The 16,396-nt window shown below is 67.1% G+C and carries 20 protein-coding genes; 14 read left to right on the forward strand and 6 right to left on the reverse strand.

Annotation, left to right across the window (positions count from 1 at the left end):
• Nucleotides 1-13: 13 nt before the first annotated feature.
• Nucleotides 14-1,369, reverse strand: a complete 1,356-nt coding sequence (locus AC1DNE_RS20925; RefSeq protein ID WP_441472895.1) for a methyl-accepting chemotaxis protein — start codon at nt 1,367-1,369, stop codon at nt 14-16.
• 221 nt (nt 1,370-1,590) lie between these two features.
• Between AC1DNE_RS20925 and AC1DNE_RS20930 the strand changes: the two genes are divergently transcribed.
• The gene (locus tag AC1DNE_RS20930) at nt 1,591-2,337 is read left to right on the forward strand and encodes a YebC/PmpR family DNA-binding transcriptional regulator (RefSeq protein WP_441472896.1); all 747 of its coding nucleotides are present in this window, start codon (nt 1,591-1,593) and stop codon (nt 2,335-2,337) included.
• A 122-nt stretch (nt 2,338-2,459) separates the two neighbouring features.
• Here AC1DNE_RS20930 and AC1DNE_RS20935 read toward each other — a convergent pair whose 3' ends face one another.
• On the reverse strand, nt 2,460-3,275 hold the full coding sequence (locus AC1DNE_RS20935) for a sulfite exporter TauE/SafE family protein (RefSeq protein ID WP_441472897.1): 816 nt from the start codon (nt 3,273-3,275) through the stop codon (nt 2,460-2,462).
• Nucleotides 3,276-3,392: 117 nt separating this feature from the next.
• Here AC1DNE_RS20935 and ruvC point away from each other — a divergent pair, with 117 nt between their 5' ends.
• The 5 genes from ruvC to AC1DNE_RS20960 all read left to right on the forward strand — a co-directional run bounded on the left by ruvC (nt 3,393) and on the right by AC1DNE_RS20960 (nt 6,769).
• The gene (ruvC, locus tag AC1DNE_RS20940; RefSeq protein WP_441472898.1) at nt 3,393-3,905 is read left to right on the forward strand and encodes a crossover junction endodeoxyribonuclease RuvC; all 513 of its coding nucleotides are present in this window, start codon (nt 3,393-3,395) and stop codon (nt 3,903-3,905) included.
• A gap of 167 nt (nt 3,906-4,072) precedes the next feature.
• Nucleotides 4,073-4,690 carry a Holliday junction branch migration protein RuvA gene (gene ruvA, locus AC1DNE_RS20945; RefSeq protein ID WP_441472899.1) on the forward strand — a complete coding sequence of 206 codons (618 nt, stop codon included), beginning with the start codon at nt 4,073-4,075 and terminating at the stop codon, nt 4,688-4,690.
• Entirely contained in the window at nt 4,687-5,178 is a 492-nt protein-coding gene (locus AC1DNE_RS20950) for a GNAT family N-acetyltransferase (RefSeq protein ID WP_441472900.1), read from the forward strand. Before ruvA ends, AC1DNE_RS20950 begins: the two co-directional genes overlap by 4 nt.
• Nucleotides 5,179-5,201: 23 nt before the next feature.
• On the forward strand, nt 5,202-6,227 hold the full coding sequence (gene ruvB / locus AC1DNE_RS20955) for a Holliday junction branch migration DNA helicase RuvB (protein WP_441473016.1): 1,026 nt from the start codon (nt 5,202-5,204) through the stop codon (nt 6,225-6,227).
• On the forward strand, nt 6,224-6,769 hold the full coding sequence (locus tag AC1DNE_RS20960; RefSeq protein WP_476841176.1) for a DUF3828 domain-containing protein: 546 nt from the start codon (nt 6,224-6,226) through the stop codon (nt 6,767-6,769). The genes ruvB and AC1DNE_RS20960 overlap by 4 nt, the downstream gene beginning before the upstream one ends.
• Before the next feature lie 48 nt (nt 6,770-6,817).
• On the opposite strand, the gene AC1DNE_RS20965 is transcribed toward AC1DNE_RS20960, so the two are convergent.
• Entirely contained in the window at nt 6,818-7,333 is a 516-nt protein-coding gene (locus tag AC1DNE_RS20965) for a hypothetical protein (RefSeq protein WP_476766419.1), read from the reverse strand.
• Between the two features lie 128 nt (nt 7,334-7,461).
• Here AC1DNE_RS20965 and ybgC point away from each other — a divergent pair, with 128 nt between their 5' ends.
• The 3 genes from ybgC to AC1DNE_RS20980 all read left to right on the forward strand — a co-directional run bounded on the left by ybgC (nt 7,462) and on the right by AC1DNE_RS20980 (nt 9,128).
• A complete protein-coding gene (ybgC, locus tag AC1DNE_RS20970; protein ID WP_441472903.1) occupies nt 7,462-7,866 on the forward strand; it encodes a tol-pal system-associated acyl-CoA thioesterase in 405 nt (134 codons plus the stop codon).
• 52 nt (nt 7,867-7,918) lie between these two features.
• Nucleotides 7,919-8,578, forward strand: coding sequence for a TetR/AcrR family transcriptional regulator (locus tag AC1DNE_RS20975; RefSeq protein ID WP_441472904.1), 660 nt, complete (start codon nt 7,919-7,921; stop codon nt 8,576-8,578).
• A gap of 91 nt (nt 8,579-8,669) precedes the next feature.
• Nucleotides 8,670-9,128 (forward strand): DUF2852 domain-containing protein, encoded by a 459-nt coding sequence (locus tag AC1DNE_RS20980; RefSeq protein WP_441472905.1) that lies wholly within the window; start codon nt 8,670-8,672, stop codon nt 9,126-9,128.
• A 253-nt stretch (nt 9,129-9,381) separates the two neighbouring features.
• Here AC1DNE_RS20980 and AC1DNE_RS20985 read toward each other — a convergent pair whose 3' ends face one another.
• Nucleotides 9,382-9,963: a hypothetical protein gene (locus tag AC1DNE_RS20985; protein ID WP_476766418.1), complete on the reverse strand. Its 582-nt coding sequence runs from the start codon at nt 9,961-9,963 to the stop codon at nt 9,382-9,384.
• Between the two features lie 647 nt (nt 9,964-10,610).
• On the opposite strand from AC1DNE_RS20985, the gene tolQ reads away from it, so the two are divergent.
• From tolQ to pal, 5 genes are all read left to right on the forward strand, one after another.
• Nucleotides 10,611-11,321: a protein TolQ gene (gene tolQ, locus AC1DNE_RS20990; protein ID WP_441472907.1), complete on the forward strand. Its 711-nt coding sequence runs from the start codon at nt 10,611-10,613 to the stop codon at nt 11,319-11,321.
• Nucleotides 11,322-11,332: 11 nt separating this feature from the next.
• On the forward strand, nt 11,333-11,782 hold the full coding sequence (locus AC1DNE_RS20995) for an ExbD/TolR family protein (RefSeq protein WP_441472908.1): 450 nt from the start codon (nt 11,333-11,335) through the stop codon (nt 11,780-11,782).
• 28 nt (nt 11,783-11,810) lie between these two features.
• Nucleotides 11,811-13,019 (forward strand): cell envelope integrity protein TolA, encoded by a 1,209-nt coding sequence (gene tolA, locus AC1DNE_RS21000; RefSeq protein ID WP_441472909.1) that lies wholly within the window; start codon nt 11,811-11,813, stop codon nt 13,017-13,019.
• 5 nt (nt 13,020-13,024) lie between these two features.
• Nucleotides 13,025-14,362 (forward strand): Tol-Pal system beta propeller repeat protein TolB, encoded by a 1,338-nt coding sequence (gene tolB / locus AC1DNE_RS21005; RefSeq protein ID WP_441473017.1) that lies wholly within the window; start codon nt 13,025-13,027, stop codon nt 14,360-14,362.
• 450 nt (nt 14,363-14,812) lie between these two features.
• A complete protein-coding gene (gene pal / locus AC1DNE_RS21010) occupies nt 14,813-15,325 on the forward strand; it encodes a peptidoglycan-associated lipoprotein Pal (RefSeq protein WP_441473018.1) in 513 nt (170 codons plus the stop codon).
• An 88-nt stretch (nt 15,326-15,413) separates the two neighbouring features.
• Here the strand turns inward: pal and AC1DNE_RS21015 are convergent, their stop codons facing one another.
• Nucleotides 15,414-15,782, reverse strand: coding sequence for a cell division protein ZapA (locus tag AC1DNE_RS21015; RefSeq protein WP_441472910.1), 369 nt, complete (start codon nt 15,780-15,782; stop codon nt 15,414-15,416).
• Between the two features lie 124 nt (nt 15,783-15,906).
• Complete coding sequence (locus tag AC1DNE_RS21020; protein WP_476766416.1) at nt 15,907-16,227, reverse strand: DUF4164 family protein; 321 nt, start codon at nt 16,225-16,227, stop codon at nt 15,907-15,909.
• Nucleotides 16,228-16,396: the final 169 nt, after the last annotated feature.

Here is a 16,396-nt window from a genome sequence, read left to right on the forward strand (position 1 = left end):
GAGCCTGCGCGCCTCAGACCGCGCGGTGCTGGCGAACCAGATCGTCGAAGGCGTGGTTCAGACTCTCGGCCTGGCGGGACAGGGTGCCCGCCACGTCGAGCACGTCATGCACCGCCTTGCCGGCCTGCTGCGCCCGGTCGTTCAGTTGCACGATGGTTTCGGCGTTGGCCTGCGTGCCCATCGCCGCCTGATCGGCACTGCGTGCGATTTCCTGCGTGGCGGCGCGCTGCTCGTCGATGCTCGCCGCAACCGCACCGGCGATGCCGTTCACCTGGCTGACGAAGGCGACGATGCTCTCGATCGCCGTCACCGCCTCGCGCGTCGCCGCCTGCATCGCCGGGACCTGGGCCGCGATTTCGTCCGTGGCCTTCGCGGTGCGCGATGAAAGCTGCTTCACCTCCGTAGCCACAACGGCAAAGCCTCGTCCGGTCTCGCCGGCGCGTGCAGCCTCGATCGTAGCGTTGAGCGCAAGCAGATTGGTCTGGCTGGCGATCGTCTGGATCATCTCCACGACCGAGCCGATCGTCTCCGCCGAAAGAGCGAGACTCTTGACGATGGCATCGGTCTTCTGGGCAGCGACATGGGCCTCATGCGCCATGGTCGATGCCCGCACGACCTCCGCCGCGACATGGTCGAGCGAGATCGACAACTCGTTCGTCGCGGTCGCGACGTTGCTGACATTGTCCGAAGCGCTCCCCGCCGCCCCCGCGGCCCGTTTGGCTTGCGCGCTCGTTTCTCCGACCACGTCTTCGACCGAGGCGGCGAGGCGCTCCACCTTGCCGGCGCTCGCGTTCACCGCGCCAACCACCTCCCGGACCGTGACCTCGAACGCCTCGATCTGGTGGCGCGTGCGGTCGCGGCTCTCCTGCTGAACCACGGCATAGGTCTCGAGCAGCAGCTCCAGGTCGAGCTGGGTCGCCTTGGAGAGCGCCGTGCGCGTCGCGATCCGCCGGTCGAGCTCGCGTCTCTGCCAGAAGCTCGACAGCCCCATCATGCTCTGCCGGTCGAGGCCGAGCTCCACGATGATGGCGTTCGAGACGATCGCGTGGCAGATCACCACCGCATAGATCGGCACGCCATGGTCGTGGAACGCGGTCGCCAGCTTGCGGGCCGACTCGCTGTAGCCCTCCCGGAGATCGCCGGAAGCAAGTTTGATCCAGTGCGCCAGCCGCCGCTGGTGGACGTCGGGACGGCGCAGCGCCTGCGCGATCTCCGGCCAGGGCGCGAATTGCTCGTGCAGCTCTTCCAGCAGTTGCGGCAGCCGGTCGCGCGCGAAACCCGATAGCGAAGCGAGAAGCTCGATATCCTCGCTGAAGATCCGGAAGGCGCGGAACCGGTGTTCCTGCGCGGCAATGGAATTAAATGTCACTGGTTCACGAGCTTGAAAGATGACGGCATGGCGCCGCCGGCATACTGCTCGGCCACGGCAAACAATGGCTTAACGGCCGCTCCGCCATCGATCTCGCCAGCGAGGGCCCACTGGCGCTTGCCTGTCCCGGAAATCGGCGCCTATAAGGCCGTTCCGATCGCCCCGGCGCGCCGCGGGTGGTGTTTCCATGGTTCCATCATCTCAAAGGGCAGCGAGTCCCCATGGCCGGCCATTCACAGTTCAAGAACATCATGCACCGCAAGGGCAAGCAGGACGCGGTGCGCTCCAAGCTGTTCTCGAAGCTGGCCCGCGAAATCACCGTCGCCGCCAAGATGGGCATGCCCGACATCAACATGAACCCGCGGCTGCGCATGGCGGTGCTCGCCGCCCGCGCCGAGAACATGCCGAAGGACAATATCCAGCGCGCCATCAACAAGGCCGCCGGCGGCGAAGGCGATAACTACGACGAGGTCCGCTACGAGGGCTACGGCCCCGGCGGCGCCGCCGTCATCGTCGAGGCGCTGACCGACAATCGCAACCGCACCGCCTCGGCCGTCCGCTCCTACTTCACCAAGTCCGGCGGCGCGCTCGGCGAAAGCAATTCCGTCTCCTTCATGTTCAACCGCGTCGGCGAGGTCACCTATCCGCCGGAGGCCGGCGACGCCGACAAGGTGATGGAAGCCGCGATCGAAGCCGGCGCCGACGATGTCGCCTCGGACGAGAACGGCCATGTCATCACCTGCGCCTTCGACGCGCTGAACGAAGTCTCCAAGGCGCTCGAAGCCTCGCTCGGCGCGCCCGCCTCGGCCAAGCCGGTCTGGCGGCCGACGACGACGGCCCCGCTCGACGAAGACAAGGCGGCATCGATGATGAAGCTGATGGAAGCGCTCGACAACGACGACGACGTCCAGAACGTCTTCGCCAATTTCGAGATTGCCGACGACATCATGGCCAAGCTCAGCGCCTGATCCCGGCCAGCCGTCATTCTCGGGCGAAGCGAAGCGCAGACCCGAGAATCTCATGCCGGAAAACGCGGCGGCACCTCCTGGTCACGAGATGCTCGGGTCAAGCCCGAGCATGACGGCTTGCATTACCGCCCGATCAGCGCATCCCAGAGCGGCAGGCTGATCAGCGCACTCAGGAAGATCACCAGATAGGCGCCGCGCCGGAAGCTCTGCTCCGAGGCCAGCCGGAAGCCATGCGTGCCGGCCCAGAGCCCGATGCCGTAGACCGCGAAGAGCGGCACCGCCATCAGCAGCGCGCCGAAGATGAGAATGCCTTTCCACCACAGCACCGCGCCGCTGATCAGCGTCGAGACGCCGAAGAAGGCCTGCATGTTGGCCCGCGTCTTGTGCCGGTCGTTGCGCTGGGCACCCAGCCAGAACACCGCCAGCGGCATGCCGCCGATAGAGGCCATGCCGTTGAAAAGTCCGGACAGCGCGCCGACCCCGAGCGAAAGCGGGATCGTCGGGCGCCCGTGATAGCGCCAGCCCGAGGCCATAAGACCGACCGCAACCAGCACCAGCGAGGCGAGCAGCCAGCGCATCGTCTCGCGGTCGAGCCAGGTCAGAAGCCAGATGCCGGCCGGCAGCGCCAGCGTCGCCGTCAGCAGGAGCGGCAGGATTTCGCCCCACTCGGCCCGCCTGGCGCTGCGCGCCGCGATCGGCAGGGCGAAGGGCAGGTCGATGAACCAGATCAGCCCCAGCGCCGCCACCGGCCCGAGCACCATCGAGGCCAGCGGCATGAATACCATCGCGAAGCCGAAGCCGGTGAAGCCGCGCACCAGCCCGCCGAGCAGCGTGGCGGCGAGCAGGACGGCGATGCCGTCTGAGGTCAGTCCGGGCATGAAGGCGGAGAGGCTGAAAGGCATGGCGTCGGCGTCGGAGAAGCTGATCCGGCGAACCATGCCCGCCGCTGCGCGGCAAGAACAACTTTCCTTTTTGATGCGATCGATGAGCGGAATTCATCTCCGCCCAAGTTCCGGGCGGGACAAATCCGAAACACCCGCTAGTTTGGCAACGTTATGGCACCCGCGATTCGCATCATCGGCATCGACCCCGGCCTCCGGAAGACCGGCTGGGGCGTCGTCGTCTCGGAAGGCAACAAGCTCTCCTTCGTCGCCTGCGGCTGCGTAGAAAGCGACGGCACTCTCGCCTTGGGCGAGCGCCTGCGGCAGCTGCACGAGGGACTGCACAAGATCATCGCCACGCATCGCCCGCATGAGGCGGCCGTGGAAGAGACCTTCATCAATCGCGATCCGCAATCGGCGCTGAAGCTCGGCCAGGCGCGCGGCATCGCATTGGTCGTGCCCTCGCTGGCCGGCCTGAGCGTGGCGGAATACGCCGCCAATCTCGTCAAGAAGACGGTGGTCGGCGTCGGCCACGCCGACAAGAAGCAGGTGCAGGCAATGATCCGCGTGCTCCTGCCCAAGGCCGAGACCCGCTCCGCCGATGCGGCGGACGCGCTCGCCGTCGCGATCTGTCATGCCCAGCATCGCGGCATGAAGGCGCTGGTCGCGCAATTGAAGGCATCGTGAGGGCCATGCTGTCATCTGGTAATTTTTGCGAGGCTCGTACCGCGCAGGTCATCCCGGACGCAGCGAAGCGGAGATCCGGGATCCATGCCTGAACCTCTATCGGCGGCGCTCCGGCATGGATCCCGGGTCTCCCTGCGGTCGCCCGGGATGACAGGCGGAGAATATCGATGATCGGCAAGCTCAAGGGCCTGATCGATTCCTATGGCGAGGACCACGTTATCATCGACGTGCAAGGCGTCGGCTATGTCGTGCAGTGCTCGGCGCGCACGCTGCAGCGCCTGCCCAAGCCGGGCGAGGCGGCGGCGCTCTCGATCGAGACCCATGTCCGCGAGGATGCCATCCGCCTCTACGGCTTCATGTCCGACGTCGAGCGCGACTGGTTCCGGCTGATGCAGGTGGTGCAGGGCGTCGGCGCCAAGGTCGCGCTCGCCATCCTCTCGACACTGGACCCGGGCGCGCTCGCCACCGCCATCGCCACCAACGACAAGGCGGCGATCGCCCGCGCCCCGGGCGTCGGCCCCAAGCTGGCGCAGCGCCTCTGCGCCGAGCTCAAGGACAAGGCCCCGGCCTTCGGCCATATCGATCCTGGGATCGTCCAGCTCTCCGGCGCGCTCGAGGACCGGAAATTGCCGCAGCCCATCGCCGACGCAGTCTCGGCGCTCGCCAATCTCGGCTATCCTCAGGCGCAGGCCGTAGCGGCCGTCGCAGCCGCCGCCAAGGCCGCCGGCGACGGCGCCGGCACGGCCCAGCTCATCAAGCTGGGCCTGAAGGAACTGGCGAAGTGAGCGAAGCGCCCGACGAGCTGGACCTGCGCATCGTCACTGACAAGACCGAGCTTTGCCGCATCATGCTGGCGAGCTGGGGCTCGCACAGCATGATGATCGACCTGCATGTCTATGACGTCGCCGAGATCGGCGCGCTCGGCTTGTTCGAGCGCGATGGCAGGACGGCGGCGCTGGCGAGCTGGACGGTGAGAGGCGACACCGCCTATCTCTGCGCGCTCCATTCGCTGCGCCCCGGCGAAGGCGTGGCGATCCAGATGCTCGACGCTGTCATCGAGGCCGCACGGACGGCGGGCGCGAAGAAGCTCAAGGCCATGCTGACCAACGACAACATGCCGGGCATGACCTTCTACCAGCGCCGTGGCTTTCGCCTCTCGGGGCTTTATCTCGAGGCGATCGACGCCTATCGCTCGGTTGTGCCTGATATCATCAAGACGGGATACAAGGACATTCCGATCCACGACGCCATCGAGCTGGAGATCGCGCTGTGAGCGACCCGAAGCGCTCCGGCCTTATGACGGCCGAACGCCGCGACGACGACAGCGAAACCTCGCTGCGGCCGCTATCGCTCGCCGATTTCACCGGCCAGGCGGCGGCCCGCGCGAATCTCCAGGTCTTCATCAACGCCGCCAAAAGCCGGGGCGATGCGCTCGACCATGTCCTCTTCGTCGGGCCGCCCGGTCTCGGCAAGACGACCCTTGCGCAGATCGTGGCGCGCGAGCTCGGCGTCAATTTCCGCTCGACCTCGGGCCCGGTCATCGCCAAGGCCGGCGATCTCGCCGCGCAGCTCACCAATCTCGAAGAGCGCGACGTGCTCTTCATCGACGAGATCCATCGGCTGAACCCAGCAGTGGAGGAAATCCTCTACCCGGCGATGGAGGACTACCAGCTCGACCTGATCATCGGCGAGGGGCCAGCGGCCCGCTCGGTCAAGATCGACCTGCCGAAGTTCACCCTCGTCGGCGCCACCACCCGCGCGGGCCTGCTGACCACGCCGTTGCGCGACCGCTTCGGCATCCCGATCCGCCTGCAGTTCTACACCGTCGAGGAGCTACAGGGCATCGTCGCCCGCGGTGCCCGCGTGCTCGGCGTGCCGATGTCGGACGACGGCGCCAATGAGATCGCCAAGCGCTCTCGGGGGACGCCGCGCATCGCCGGGCGCCTGCTGCGGCGGGTGCGCGACTTCGCCATCGTCGACGGCGATCCGATCGTCACCCGCAAGGTCGCGGACAAGGCGCTCTCGCTGCTCGATGTCGACGCCATCGGCCTCGACCAGATGGACCGGCGCTACCTGACGACGGTGGCCATCAATTTTGGCGGCGGCCCGGTCGGGATCGAGACCATCGCCGCCTCGCTCTCCGAGCCGCGCGACGCGATCGAGGAGATCATCGAGCCCTTCCTGCTGCAGCAGGGCTTCATCCAGCGCACGCCGCGCGGGCGGCTGCTGACCCCCCATGCCTTCCGCCATCTCGGCATGCCCGAGCCCTCGCGTGAAACGGCACAGTTCGGCTTGTTCGGAAACGACGAGGACGAAGCGTGAAGCAGATCGTTCGGAATTTCGCGCTGGCGCTGGCCCTGACGGGCCTGTTCGCAGTCCTGGCGGTTTCGGCCCGCGCCGGCGACGACGTTCCGCGCGGGCCGGTGGAAGAAGGGTACGCCATCACAACCAGGACGCTGATGGCCAAGGGCAAGGCCCCGCCGCCGGCATGGCGCCCGCCGCACCGTGACAGGCTGATGAGCAAGAGCCTGGCCGCGCTCTTCGCCCGCGACGACCTCTACCAGACGGAAAGCGGCGATATGGGCCAGATCGGCGCCGATCCCTTCCTCAACGGCCAGGATGGCGAAGTGAAGAAGCTGAGCTTCGACACGATTCCCGTCGCGGCCGGCAAGGCGACCGTGCTGGCCAACTTCCGTAGCTTCGGCAAGCCCGTCACCGTCCAGTTCCAGATGATCAGGGAGAATGGCGGCTGGCGCATCGACGACATCGTCAACCGCTTCGTGGGCAAGGATTATTCGATCCGCGAGCAGCTCTCGCAGCCCTATGATTGCGGCTCCTTCATGAACAAGCCCTGCAAGCGCTAAGCGCCCGCAGGGCCCGAGATAACCGCGTCGCCGGAACGCGCCGACTGATCAACCGCTACGGCGAGCCATCTTCGCGCGCATCATCGCGGGGCGGGCGCCAGCATCCTTGAGGGCGCCCGACTTGGCCGCCTTGGGATTCTCGACCGGCTGCATGCCCTTGCCGGCAGTGCGGCTCTTCGGACGCTCAAGCGCGCTCTGGCGTTGTTTCAGCGCCAACGCCTTGCGGGCGAGGCTGCGCTGGCTCGGCTCTTTCAGCTTCTCGGCGCGACGGGTGCGCTCGGCGCCGACCCGCTTCAGCGCCGCCGTCAGCGCATCGGCCTTGGCCTTGGTGCCGCTGTTGTCGCTCGCCGCCTTGGCGCCTTTCGGCTCCGCCTTGCCGCGCATCTCGCGCTTCTGGCGCCGCGCGCTGTCGCGCGCCTTGTCGCGGCGTTCCCGCAGCTTGCCGGCAAGATCGCGCAGCTCCTCGTCCGGTAATGCAGCGATCGCGCCGCGCTGCGTGCGCGCGACGAAGTCGAGCTCGGTCTTGTCGAGCAGCCTTGCCGTCGCCTTGCTGGATTGTGCCATCTGATGTCCTCCCACGTCTTTGGCCGCGTAACGGGCAACGCTTCCCGGCCGAACCGGTTCCGGCCTTTCCGAAGGCGCGCCTGTTGGTCTATTGCAGCGCGAACAATCCGACAGCGCCCCGGAGCGACATGAGCAGGGTCCACCGCCTCGACGTCCGCGTCTACTATGAAGACACCGATTTCTCGGGCGTGGTCTACCACGCCTCCTATCTACGCTTCATGGAGCGCGGGCGCACCGAGCTGATCCGTGCGCTCGGCATTGAGCAGCGCGAGCTCTTCGACGGCGAGACCGCGCTGGGCTTTGCCGTGCGCAAGATGACGATCGATTTCCTGCGCCCCGCCGTGATGGACGATCTGCTGACCGTCGAGACCCGCTCGGTCGAAGCGCGTGGCGCCACCATGGATCTCGAACAGCGCGTGCTGCGCGGCGAGGACGTGCTGATCACCGCGCAGGTCATGGTCGCCTGCGTCGGCGGCGGCCGGGCCCGGCGCATCCCGGACGGCCTGCGCAAGCGGCTGATGCTCGACGACTGACAGATCGCACGACAGTCGACGCGGCGCCTGCGCTTATGTTAGCGCTCCTTACATGAGCTGGAAGCGCGACCGCCCCGAGACACCCCGCGGCTATCACCATGGCAACCTCAAGGAGGAGCTGGTGCGTGCGGCGCTCGGGCTGATCGGCGAGAAGGGCCCGAACGGCTTCACCTTCGCCGAGGCCGCGCGCCTCGCCGGCGTCAGCCCGGCCGCGCCCTATCGCCATTTTCGCGACCGTGACGAACTGCTGGCCGATGTCGCGACACGCGGCTTCCAGGCGTTCGAGGCCGCGCTCTCGCACGCCTGGGACCAGGGTCGGCCCGATCCCGAAACCGCCTTCCACCGGCTGGGGCGCGCCTATCTCGCCTTCGCCCATGACGAGCCCGCCTATTATTCGGCGATGTTCGAGGCGGGCGTACCGCTCGACGCCAGTTCCGAATTGCGCGAAGCGGCCGACCGCGCCTTCGCCGGCTTGCGGCAGGCAGCCGAAGCGCTGATCGCCCGGCTGCCGCAGAACAAGCGCCCGCCCGCGCTGATGATGGCGCTGCACATCTGGGCGATGTCCCATGGCATCGCCGCCCTGTTCGGCCGCGCCGACGGTGGCCGGCGGCCGCTGCCGATGTCGGCCGCCGAGCTCCTCGAAGCCGGCATGCTGATCTACCTCCAGGGCCTAGGAATCGGCCCGGAAGCAGCGCCACCGCCGGCCGGCTGACGATTTTCGCGGCGCCATTCTTGACAAGCCGGGGTGCCGCGCGCATCTATGTAAATGTGATTTACATTCACGCCGATGAGCGGAGGAGAAGATGCCGATCGTCACGAAGCTTGACGAATATGGAAGAGGGGCCTGGATCGCCTTCGCGGTGCTCGGCTTCATCGTGTGGTGGCCGCTGGGTCTGGCGACCCTGGCCTTTCTGTTCGGGAGTGGACGCATGGGTTGTGGCTACGCGGGCGACCGTTACGAGCACCGGATGAGCCGCCTTCAGGGCAAGATGGATCGTCTGCGTGAGCGCATGGCCGGCCGTGAAGGCGGCTTTGGCGGCGGCTTCGGCGGCTGGGGCCGCGGCGGCCCCTCCAGCGGCAACCGCGCCTTCGACGAGTATCGCGCCGAGACGCTGCGCCGGCTCGAGGACGAGCAGCGCGAGTTCCACGACTTCCTGGGCCGCCTGCGCATGGCCCGCGACAAGGCCGAGTTCGATCAGTTCATGAACGAGCGCCGCAACAACCCGCCGGCCAATCCTCCGGCCCAGCCTGACGCGGCCTGACGCGCCGGTCGAGGCAAGCCAAGAATCGAGCCCGCCCCGGACCGCCGGGGCGGGCTTTTCTTTTCGGCCGCAGCTTCCTCCGCGCAAGCAAGCAGACGGCCGATGGCGGCTGGCGCGAGACGCCAATCTTCGGCGCGACGCCGGCAGCGTCGCGCCGAAGCCCGATCGCACGACCGGGCGACGCAGTCTCATCGCCCCAAAGCAGGCCCCGCCTGCCCGGGAGCACCAGGCAGGCGGCCCATGCGGCCAAAAGCTATTTGAGAGTGATGAAGAAGGCTTCCTCGAAGCTCAGGTCCACCATGTCACCACGCTTGAACTTCTGCAGCCGCGCCTTCACGGCGGGGTCGACCACGGTGATCGAGCGCGGACCGAAGGGGCCCACATAACTCACGACGCCGCTGGCCGCATCGAACCGCTCGAACTTGGCGGTCAGCGTCACCGACCGGGCGACGAACCTCTCCGGCAGGTTCTGGAAGGTCGAACTGGCCCCTATCTCCGTATAGGTGATCCCCGGCTTGGCACCCCGCCTGTTGGGCCGGACCTCGACGACGACGCCCTCGACACGGCTGATATCGACCGTGTCGCCTTCCCGCAGATTTTCGAGATTGCCGAAGACAGGCGGGACATCAACGAGCCACCTGTAGCCGCGCTGCTCGACCGTCAGGGCACGGTTGGGCCGGTCGATCGACACCACGCGGACATTGAGGCGCTCGATCTCGACCGGGCCGACGCTCGAGACGATCACGGTTTGGGTGGTAACCTCGGGGTAGGTGGCGCAACCCGCCAGACCCGCTGCGATTGAAATGGCAACAATCAGACCAATGTGCCTCGACATGGGAAACCTCTCCACTCAGAAAGCAACGACGGTTCAATTTTTTGCGTCTTGTCGCGGATGGCAGCCGCGACATCAGTCGTAGAGTGTTCCGAGACAAGTTTCAGCCGATTTCTTGTTCTTGCCATCCCGACGAACGCCGAGATGCCTCCGTGCGCCGATTCGGCCAGTCCGGCAGAAGAGCGTCTGTGAGATCTCCAGCGGGAAAAAGTCCGTGGCCGGGTCAGATCACGGGCTTTTTCCGGAGATGCTCGGCGCCCTTCCCTTCGGATCCCGATCTGCGACATCTGCACGGAATACTGGCTGTTCCTTGCCGCGGAGCGGCCGAATCATGCGCCTGCCCGATGTTTCAAGCGGGGCCTCGTGTCCCTGCCCGCGCCCTGTCATTGCCGCATCGCTCCGGACGTATACCCCACATTAACCTTGCTGGATGCTTAACTGCTCCTGGAGCATGCGTTTCGTGGGAAACCCCGTTTCGGCCCATCTTTCGCCGAATTCGCGCGCGATTGACGGGATACGGCATTTCCCCGATCGCGAAACGGGCGGCGGCGTGGGTCTCCTGCGACGCGAGCGGCGGGGTTTGGGGCCGGGGCCATGAGCCTTGAAGGTTCGGGCCATCGGCGTACCGCCTGGGTAAGAAGGATGACAGGATGAACCCCGCCGACGTCGCGCAGGCCGCGCCACAGATCGACATGTCGTTCTGGACGCTGTTCTGGCATGCTCACATCGTCGTCAAGCTGGTGATGATGGGTCTGATCAGCGCCTCGATCTGGTGCTGGTCGATCATCATCGACAAGACGCTGCTCTATCGGCGCACGCGGCGCGACATGGACGCCTTCGAGGAGGTGTTCTGGTCCGGCCGCTCGCTCGAGGAACTCTATCGCGACCTCGCCAGCAAGCCGGTCAACGACATGGCCGCGGTCTTCGTCGCGGCGATGCGGGAATGGAAGCGCTCCTTCGAGAATGGCGGCCGCTCCGTCGCCAGTCTCTCCCAGCGCATCGACAAGGTGCTCGACGTCACCATCCAGCGCGAGACCGAGCGGCTCGAATCCAAGCTCCTGGTGCTCTCGACCATCGCTTCGGCTGCGCCCTTCATCGGCCTGTTCGGCACGGTCTGGGGCATCATGCACTCCTTCACCGCCATCGCGGTCTCCAAGAATTCCTCCCTCGCAGTGGTCGCGCCCGGCATCGCCGAAGCGCTCTTCGCCACCGCGATCGGCCTCTTCGCCGCAATCCCCGCGCTGATGGCCTACAACAAGCTCCAGGCCGAGGTCGCCAAGGCGCAAGGCCGGCTCGAAGCCTTCGCCGACGAGTTCTCCGCGATCCTGTCGCGGCAGATCGACGAGCGCATGGCCGCGTGAGGGGCTGAACAATGGGTATGTCCGCCGCCACCGCCGCGAAGGGCGCCGGCCGCCGGGGCCGCCGCGGGCGCCGCCACGGCGCCATCGCCGAGATCAACATGACGCCGTTCATCGACGTCATGCTGGTGTTGCTCATCATCTTCATGGTCGCCGCGCCGCTGATCGCGACGGGCGTCCCGCTCGACCTGCCGCAGACCGGCGCCAAGCCGATCAATGTCGATCAGAAGCCGATTACCATCGCGATCGACAGCAAGGGGCAGATCTTCCTGCAGGACCAGCCGACGCTGGAGCCGGACCTTGTCAGCAAGCTGCAGGGCCTCGCCAAGCAGGGCTTCGACGAGCGCATCTATGTGCGCGGCGACAAGCTGGTGGATTACGGCCGGGTCGCTTCGGTGATGTCGACCATCACCTCGGCCGGGTTCAAGCGGGTCGCGCTGGTCACCGAGCCGGCGGGCCGCTGAGAGCGACGAGAGTAAGGGTGTTCAGGGCGTGAAGCTTACGACCTCCGAACCTGGCATGCTGGTGTCGGCGCTCGGCCATGCGACGGTCCTCGTCGCGGGGCTGCTGGCGTTTTCATCCCCGGCGCCGCTGCCGGAGAACGAGGAAGCGATCGCCGTCGAGATCATCGATCCCAACGCACTGAACCAGGTCACGCGCGGCGAGCGTAGCGCCGAGAAGGTGCAGGCGCAGCCGACGCCGCGCGCCGAGCGCCAGTCCGATGTCGTCGAGCGCAAGGAAGCCGGCGAGGCCAAGACCGACACGCCCGCCCCACCCTCGCGCCCGCCCGAGCTGAAGGTCGCCGAGGACAACGCCTCGACACCGCCGCCGCCGGCCCGCCCGGTCGAGTTGCCGAAGCCCGAGACCAAGCCGCCGGAGCCGGCCAAGCAGCCCCCGCAGAAGAGCGAGGCCGCGGCCGCCCGCGAGGCCGAGCAGAAACGCGAGGAGCTGGCGAAGCTCGCCGAGGACGCGGAGCTCGCCTCCAAGGCGAAGCAGGCCGAGGAGGAGGCGAAGGCCGCTGCCAAGGCCAAGGCGGAAGCCGAGGCTCAGGCCGCCAAGCGCGCGGCCGACGCGAAGGCCAAGGCCGAGGCGCTCGCCAAGGCCGAAGCGGACAAGCAGGCCAAGGAGAAGGCCGAAGCTGCCGCCAAGGCGAAGGCCGAGGCCGAGCAGAAGGCGAAGCTCGCCGCCGAGGCCAAGGCCAAGCAGGAGGCCGAGGCCAAGGCCAAGCGCGAGGCCGAGATCGCCAAGAACTTCAACGCCAGCGATATCGCCAAGCTGCTGCAGTCGAAGGAGAAGGCGCAGTCCTCCGGCTCCTCGGCGCCGCAGGTCAACCGCACGGCCTCGCTCGGCACCGAGCGCGGCGCCTCGCAGAAGCTCAGCCCGTCGCTCCGGGCGCAGCTCATCGGCATCATCCAGGATCAGCTGCTGAAGTGCTGGAACGTGCCGATCGCGCTCGCCAACGCCCATGGCAGCGGCAACGTCGTGCCGTCCGTGCGGATGAAGCTCAATACCGACGGCTCGCTCGCCGGCCAGCCGGGCGTGATCAACTCCTCGTCCGACCCGCTCTTCCGTGTCGCCGCCGACTCGGCGCTGACCGCCACCCGCCGCTGCGCGCCTTTGCGCATTCCGGCTCAATTCGCCGCCTATTATGACGACTGGCGCGACGTCGTCGTCAATTTCGACGCAAGGGACGTCATGTGACCCCGATGATCGACATTAGCCCCCTCCCCTTCCTGACGGCCGCGCCGACGCGCCGCCGCCTGCTCGCCACCGCCGGCGCCGCCCTGATGGTGCCTGCGGCCGCCCGCGCCGAACTTGTCATCGACCTGCGCGGCGGCGCCTTCCAGCCCATGCCGATCGCCATCGCCGATTTCGCCGGCGAAGGCGGCGTGCTCGTCTCCAGCGTGATCACCAACAACCTGAAGCGCTGCGGCTACTTCACGCCGGTCGACAAGAGCCGCTTCCCGGAGCCGAACCCGCCCTTCGACTCCGCGCCCCGCTTCGACGCCTGGAAGGCCAGCGGCGTACAGGCGCTGGTCACCGGCCGCGTCGCGCGCGAGGCCGGCCGCATCCGCGCCGAGTTCCGGCTCTGGGATGTCGCGACCGGCACGCAGACCGACGGCCAGCAGTACTTCACCGACCCGAGCAATGCCCGCCGCGTCGGCCACATCATCTCGGATGCGATCTTCAGCAAGGTCACCGGGCTCGGTGGCTTCTTCGACACCCGCGTCGTCTTCGTCGACGAATCCGGCCCGAAGGAGAGCCGCCGCAAGCGTCTCGCCATCATGGACCAGGACGGCGCCAATGTGCGCTATCTCACCAATGGCGATACCTCGGTGGTAACGCCGCGCTATTCGCCGGTCTCGCAGGACGTCACCTTCATGTCGCAGCGCCAGGGCGAGCAGCCCCGCGTGCAGGTGCTCAACATCGAGACCGGCCAGCGCCAGATCGTCGGCAACTTCCCGGACATGAGCTCGAGCCCGCGCTTCGCGCCCAACGGCCAGCGCGTCGTGCTCTCGCTGCAGCAGGGCGGAAACGCCAATCTCTACGCCATCGACATCGGCTCGCGCTCGACGACGCGCCTGACCTCGACGGCGGCGATCGACACCTCGCCCTCCTACGCGCCGGACGGCTCGCGGATCGTCTTCGAGAGCGACCGTGGCGGCCAGCAGCAGCTCTATGTGATGTCGTCCTCCGGCGGCGAAGCCCAGCGCATCTCCTTCGGCCAGGGCCGCTATTCGCAGCCTTCGTGGTCGCCGCGCGGCGACCTCATCGCCTTCACCCGGCAGGGCGGCGGCGGCTTCGCCATCGGCGTGATGCGCCCGGACGGCTCGGGCGAGCGCATCCTCACCGAGGGCTTCCACAACGAAGCCCCGAACTGGGCGCCGAACGGCCAGTACCTGATGTTCTTCCGCGATCCGGGCGGCCAGTCCGGCGGCAAATTGTACATGGTCGACATCACCGGCCGCGTCGAGGTGCCGGTCCCGACACCGGCTTTCGCCTCCGACCCGACCTGGTCGCCGCTGCTGAGCGGGCAGCGCTGAGAACGGCCGCGTATTTGACAGGAGAAGGGGCCGCCCGGCCATGGTTGGGCGGCCTTCTTATTTGGCCCGAGAGGCGGCCCGGAGCCTGATCCGATCAGGTTCAATCGACCTGATCGGTTAAGCCGTCCCCAAGCTATTCATATTGCACGCCCCGACCGAGAGCTTGCCCCAGCCTTGTGATGCACTGCGAGGCGTCGCCGAAACGATTGCGCCCCTGATCGGCTGGGTAGCTGGCAAAGTGGCCAGAGAGGCGAGCTTCTGTGTCTCCAGGGCCACAACGGCCAGCGCAAACGCCTTTCGCCATAATTGGTTAACCATACGCCGCAATGCCGCCACTTCGCCTTGTTCTGGCAAGGTCTCGTTTAGGTTGACGCTTCATTGATGGAGCCACGCGAAGCCGTCCTTGAAGCGCGCCGCCAAGAGATTTCGATCGCCCGGAGTTTAGCCATGATGACCACTCTTTTCGCCGGCGGCCGTTCGGTCCGCTTTGCCGCCGCCATCGCCGCAACGCTCGCGCTCGGCGCCTGCGCCAAAGACCAGAATGCCGACGCCTCGGGCTTCGGCGCCGGCGGCGCCGCGACGCCCGGCAGCGCCCAGGACTTCGTCGTGAATGTCGGCGACCGCGTCTTCTTCGAGACCGACTCCACCGACCTGACCTCCACCGCCACCGCTACCCTCGACAAGCAGGCCGGCTGGCTGCAGCGCTATCCGCGCTACACCTTCACGGTCGAGGGCCACGCCGACGAGCGCGGCACGCGCGAGTACAACTATTCGCTCGGCGCCCGCCGCGCCCAGACCGTGCGCGACTACCTCGCCTCGCGCGGCATCCAGGCGAACCGCATGCGCACCATCTCCTACGGCAAGGAGCGCCCGGTCGCGGTCTGCAACGACATCTCCTGCTGGTCGCAGAACCGCCGCTCCGTCACGGTGCTGGACGGCGCGGGCGGCGCCCCGGGCGTCTGATCGCGACAGCTTTCGCAAGGAAAAAGCCCCGGACGGCAACCGTCCGGGGCTTTCGCTTTGATTTGCAAGTGCCGTTGCCGGCAGTCCGTCACCCCGTCATTGTCGGAAGCAGGCTCTTGGCCACGCCCTCGATCCGCTCGGCCGCCGCGACCAGGGCTTCCGCCGCGCGGTCCTCGACCTCGCTCAGGCGCTGGTCGGCTGCGCCGGCATCGCCCTGCGTTGCGGCGAGGTCGGATTCGAGCCGGGCCAGCCGCTGCTTCAGTTCATGGACCTCGTCCGCGACCATCAGTGCCGCCATGACATGCAGCCGCATGTCGCCTATCTCGCCGAAGGCCAGCCGCATCTCGCCGATCTTCTCGTCATAGAACTGCGCGAGCCCTTCGAGATGGGCTTCTTCGCCCTCCCCGCATGCCATGCGGTAGGCCTTGCCGGCGATCATGACGTTGACTTGCGGCATCCTTCTCCTGCCCTCTTCGCTTCTGGTGCATTTCCGCGTCTCTGCGTATCGCGGGAATACTCCATCTCTTTGTTTTATCGCATTTTCCTTACGCGAACCGGCGTCCGCTTCGCTCGAAAATGCGCTAGGTCGCTTCCGCCTCGTGCTGCGACTCCTCGGCCGGCTGCTGCGCCTGGACGCGTTCGATCACCGCGCTGATGACGTTCATCGCCCGCAGCAACCGCTGATCGACATCGGCGGCTGCCGTCTCGACATGGCCGAGCCGCGCCATCGCGCCGTCGAGATCGGCCGCGAGCCGCGCCCGGTCGTCCTGCATCAGCGCCAGTTCGGTTTCGAGATTGCCCCGGCCGCGTTCCGCTTCGATCCGCCGCCGCGCCGCCGCCTCGAGCTGCCCCAGAGCGCTGTCGAGACGCGCCAGCGCATTGTCCAGCATCAGGCTCGCCACGGTCGCTCTCCTTTCAGATCGAAGCCGGCTCACACGATTCGTGCATGAATTTACAGCAGAACGCGGGAAAACAGGAATCGGCCCAAAAGCGCGTAAACGCGGCCTCGCAAAGGCTTGCCTACCCCGGCTGAGGCCCCATCTGCGAAAAACCGGGCACTGAGGCCCCTGC

It is taken from the genome of Allobosea sp. 05L423, assembly GCF_056397745.1.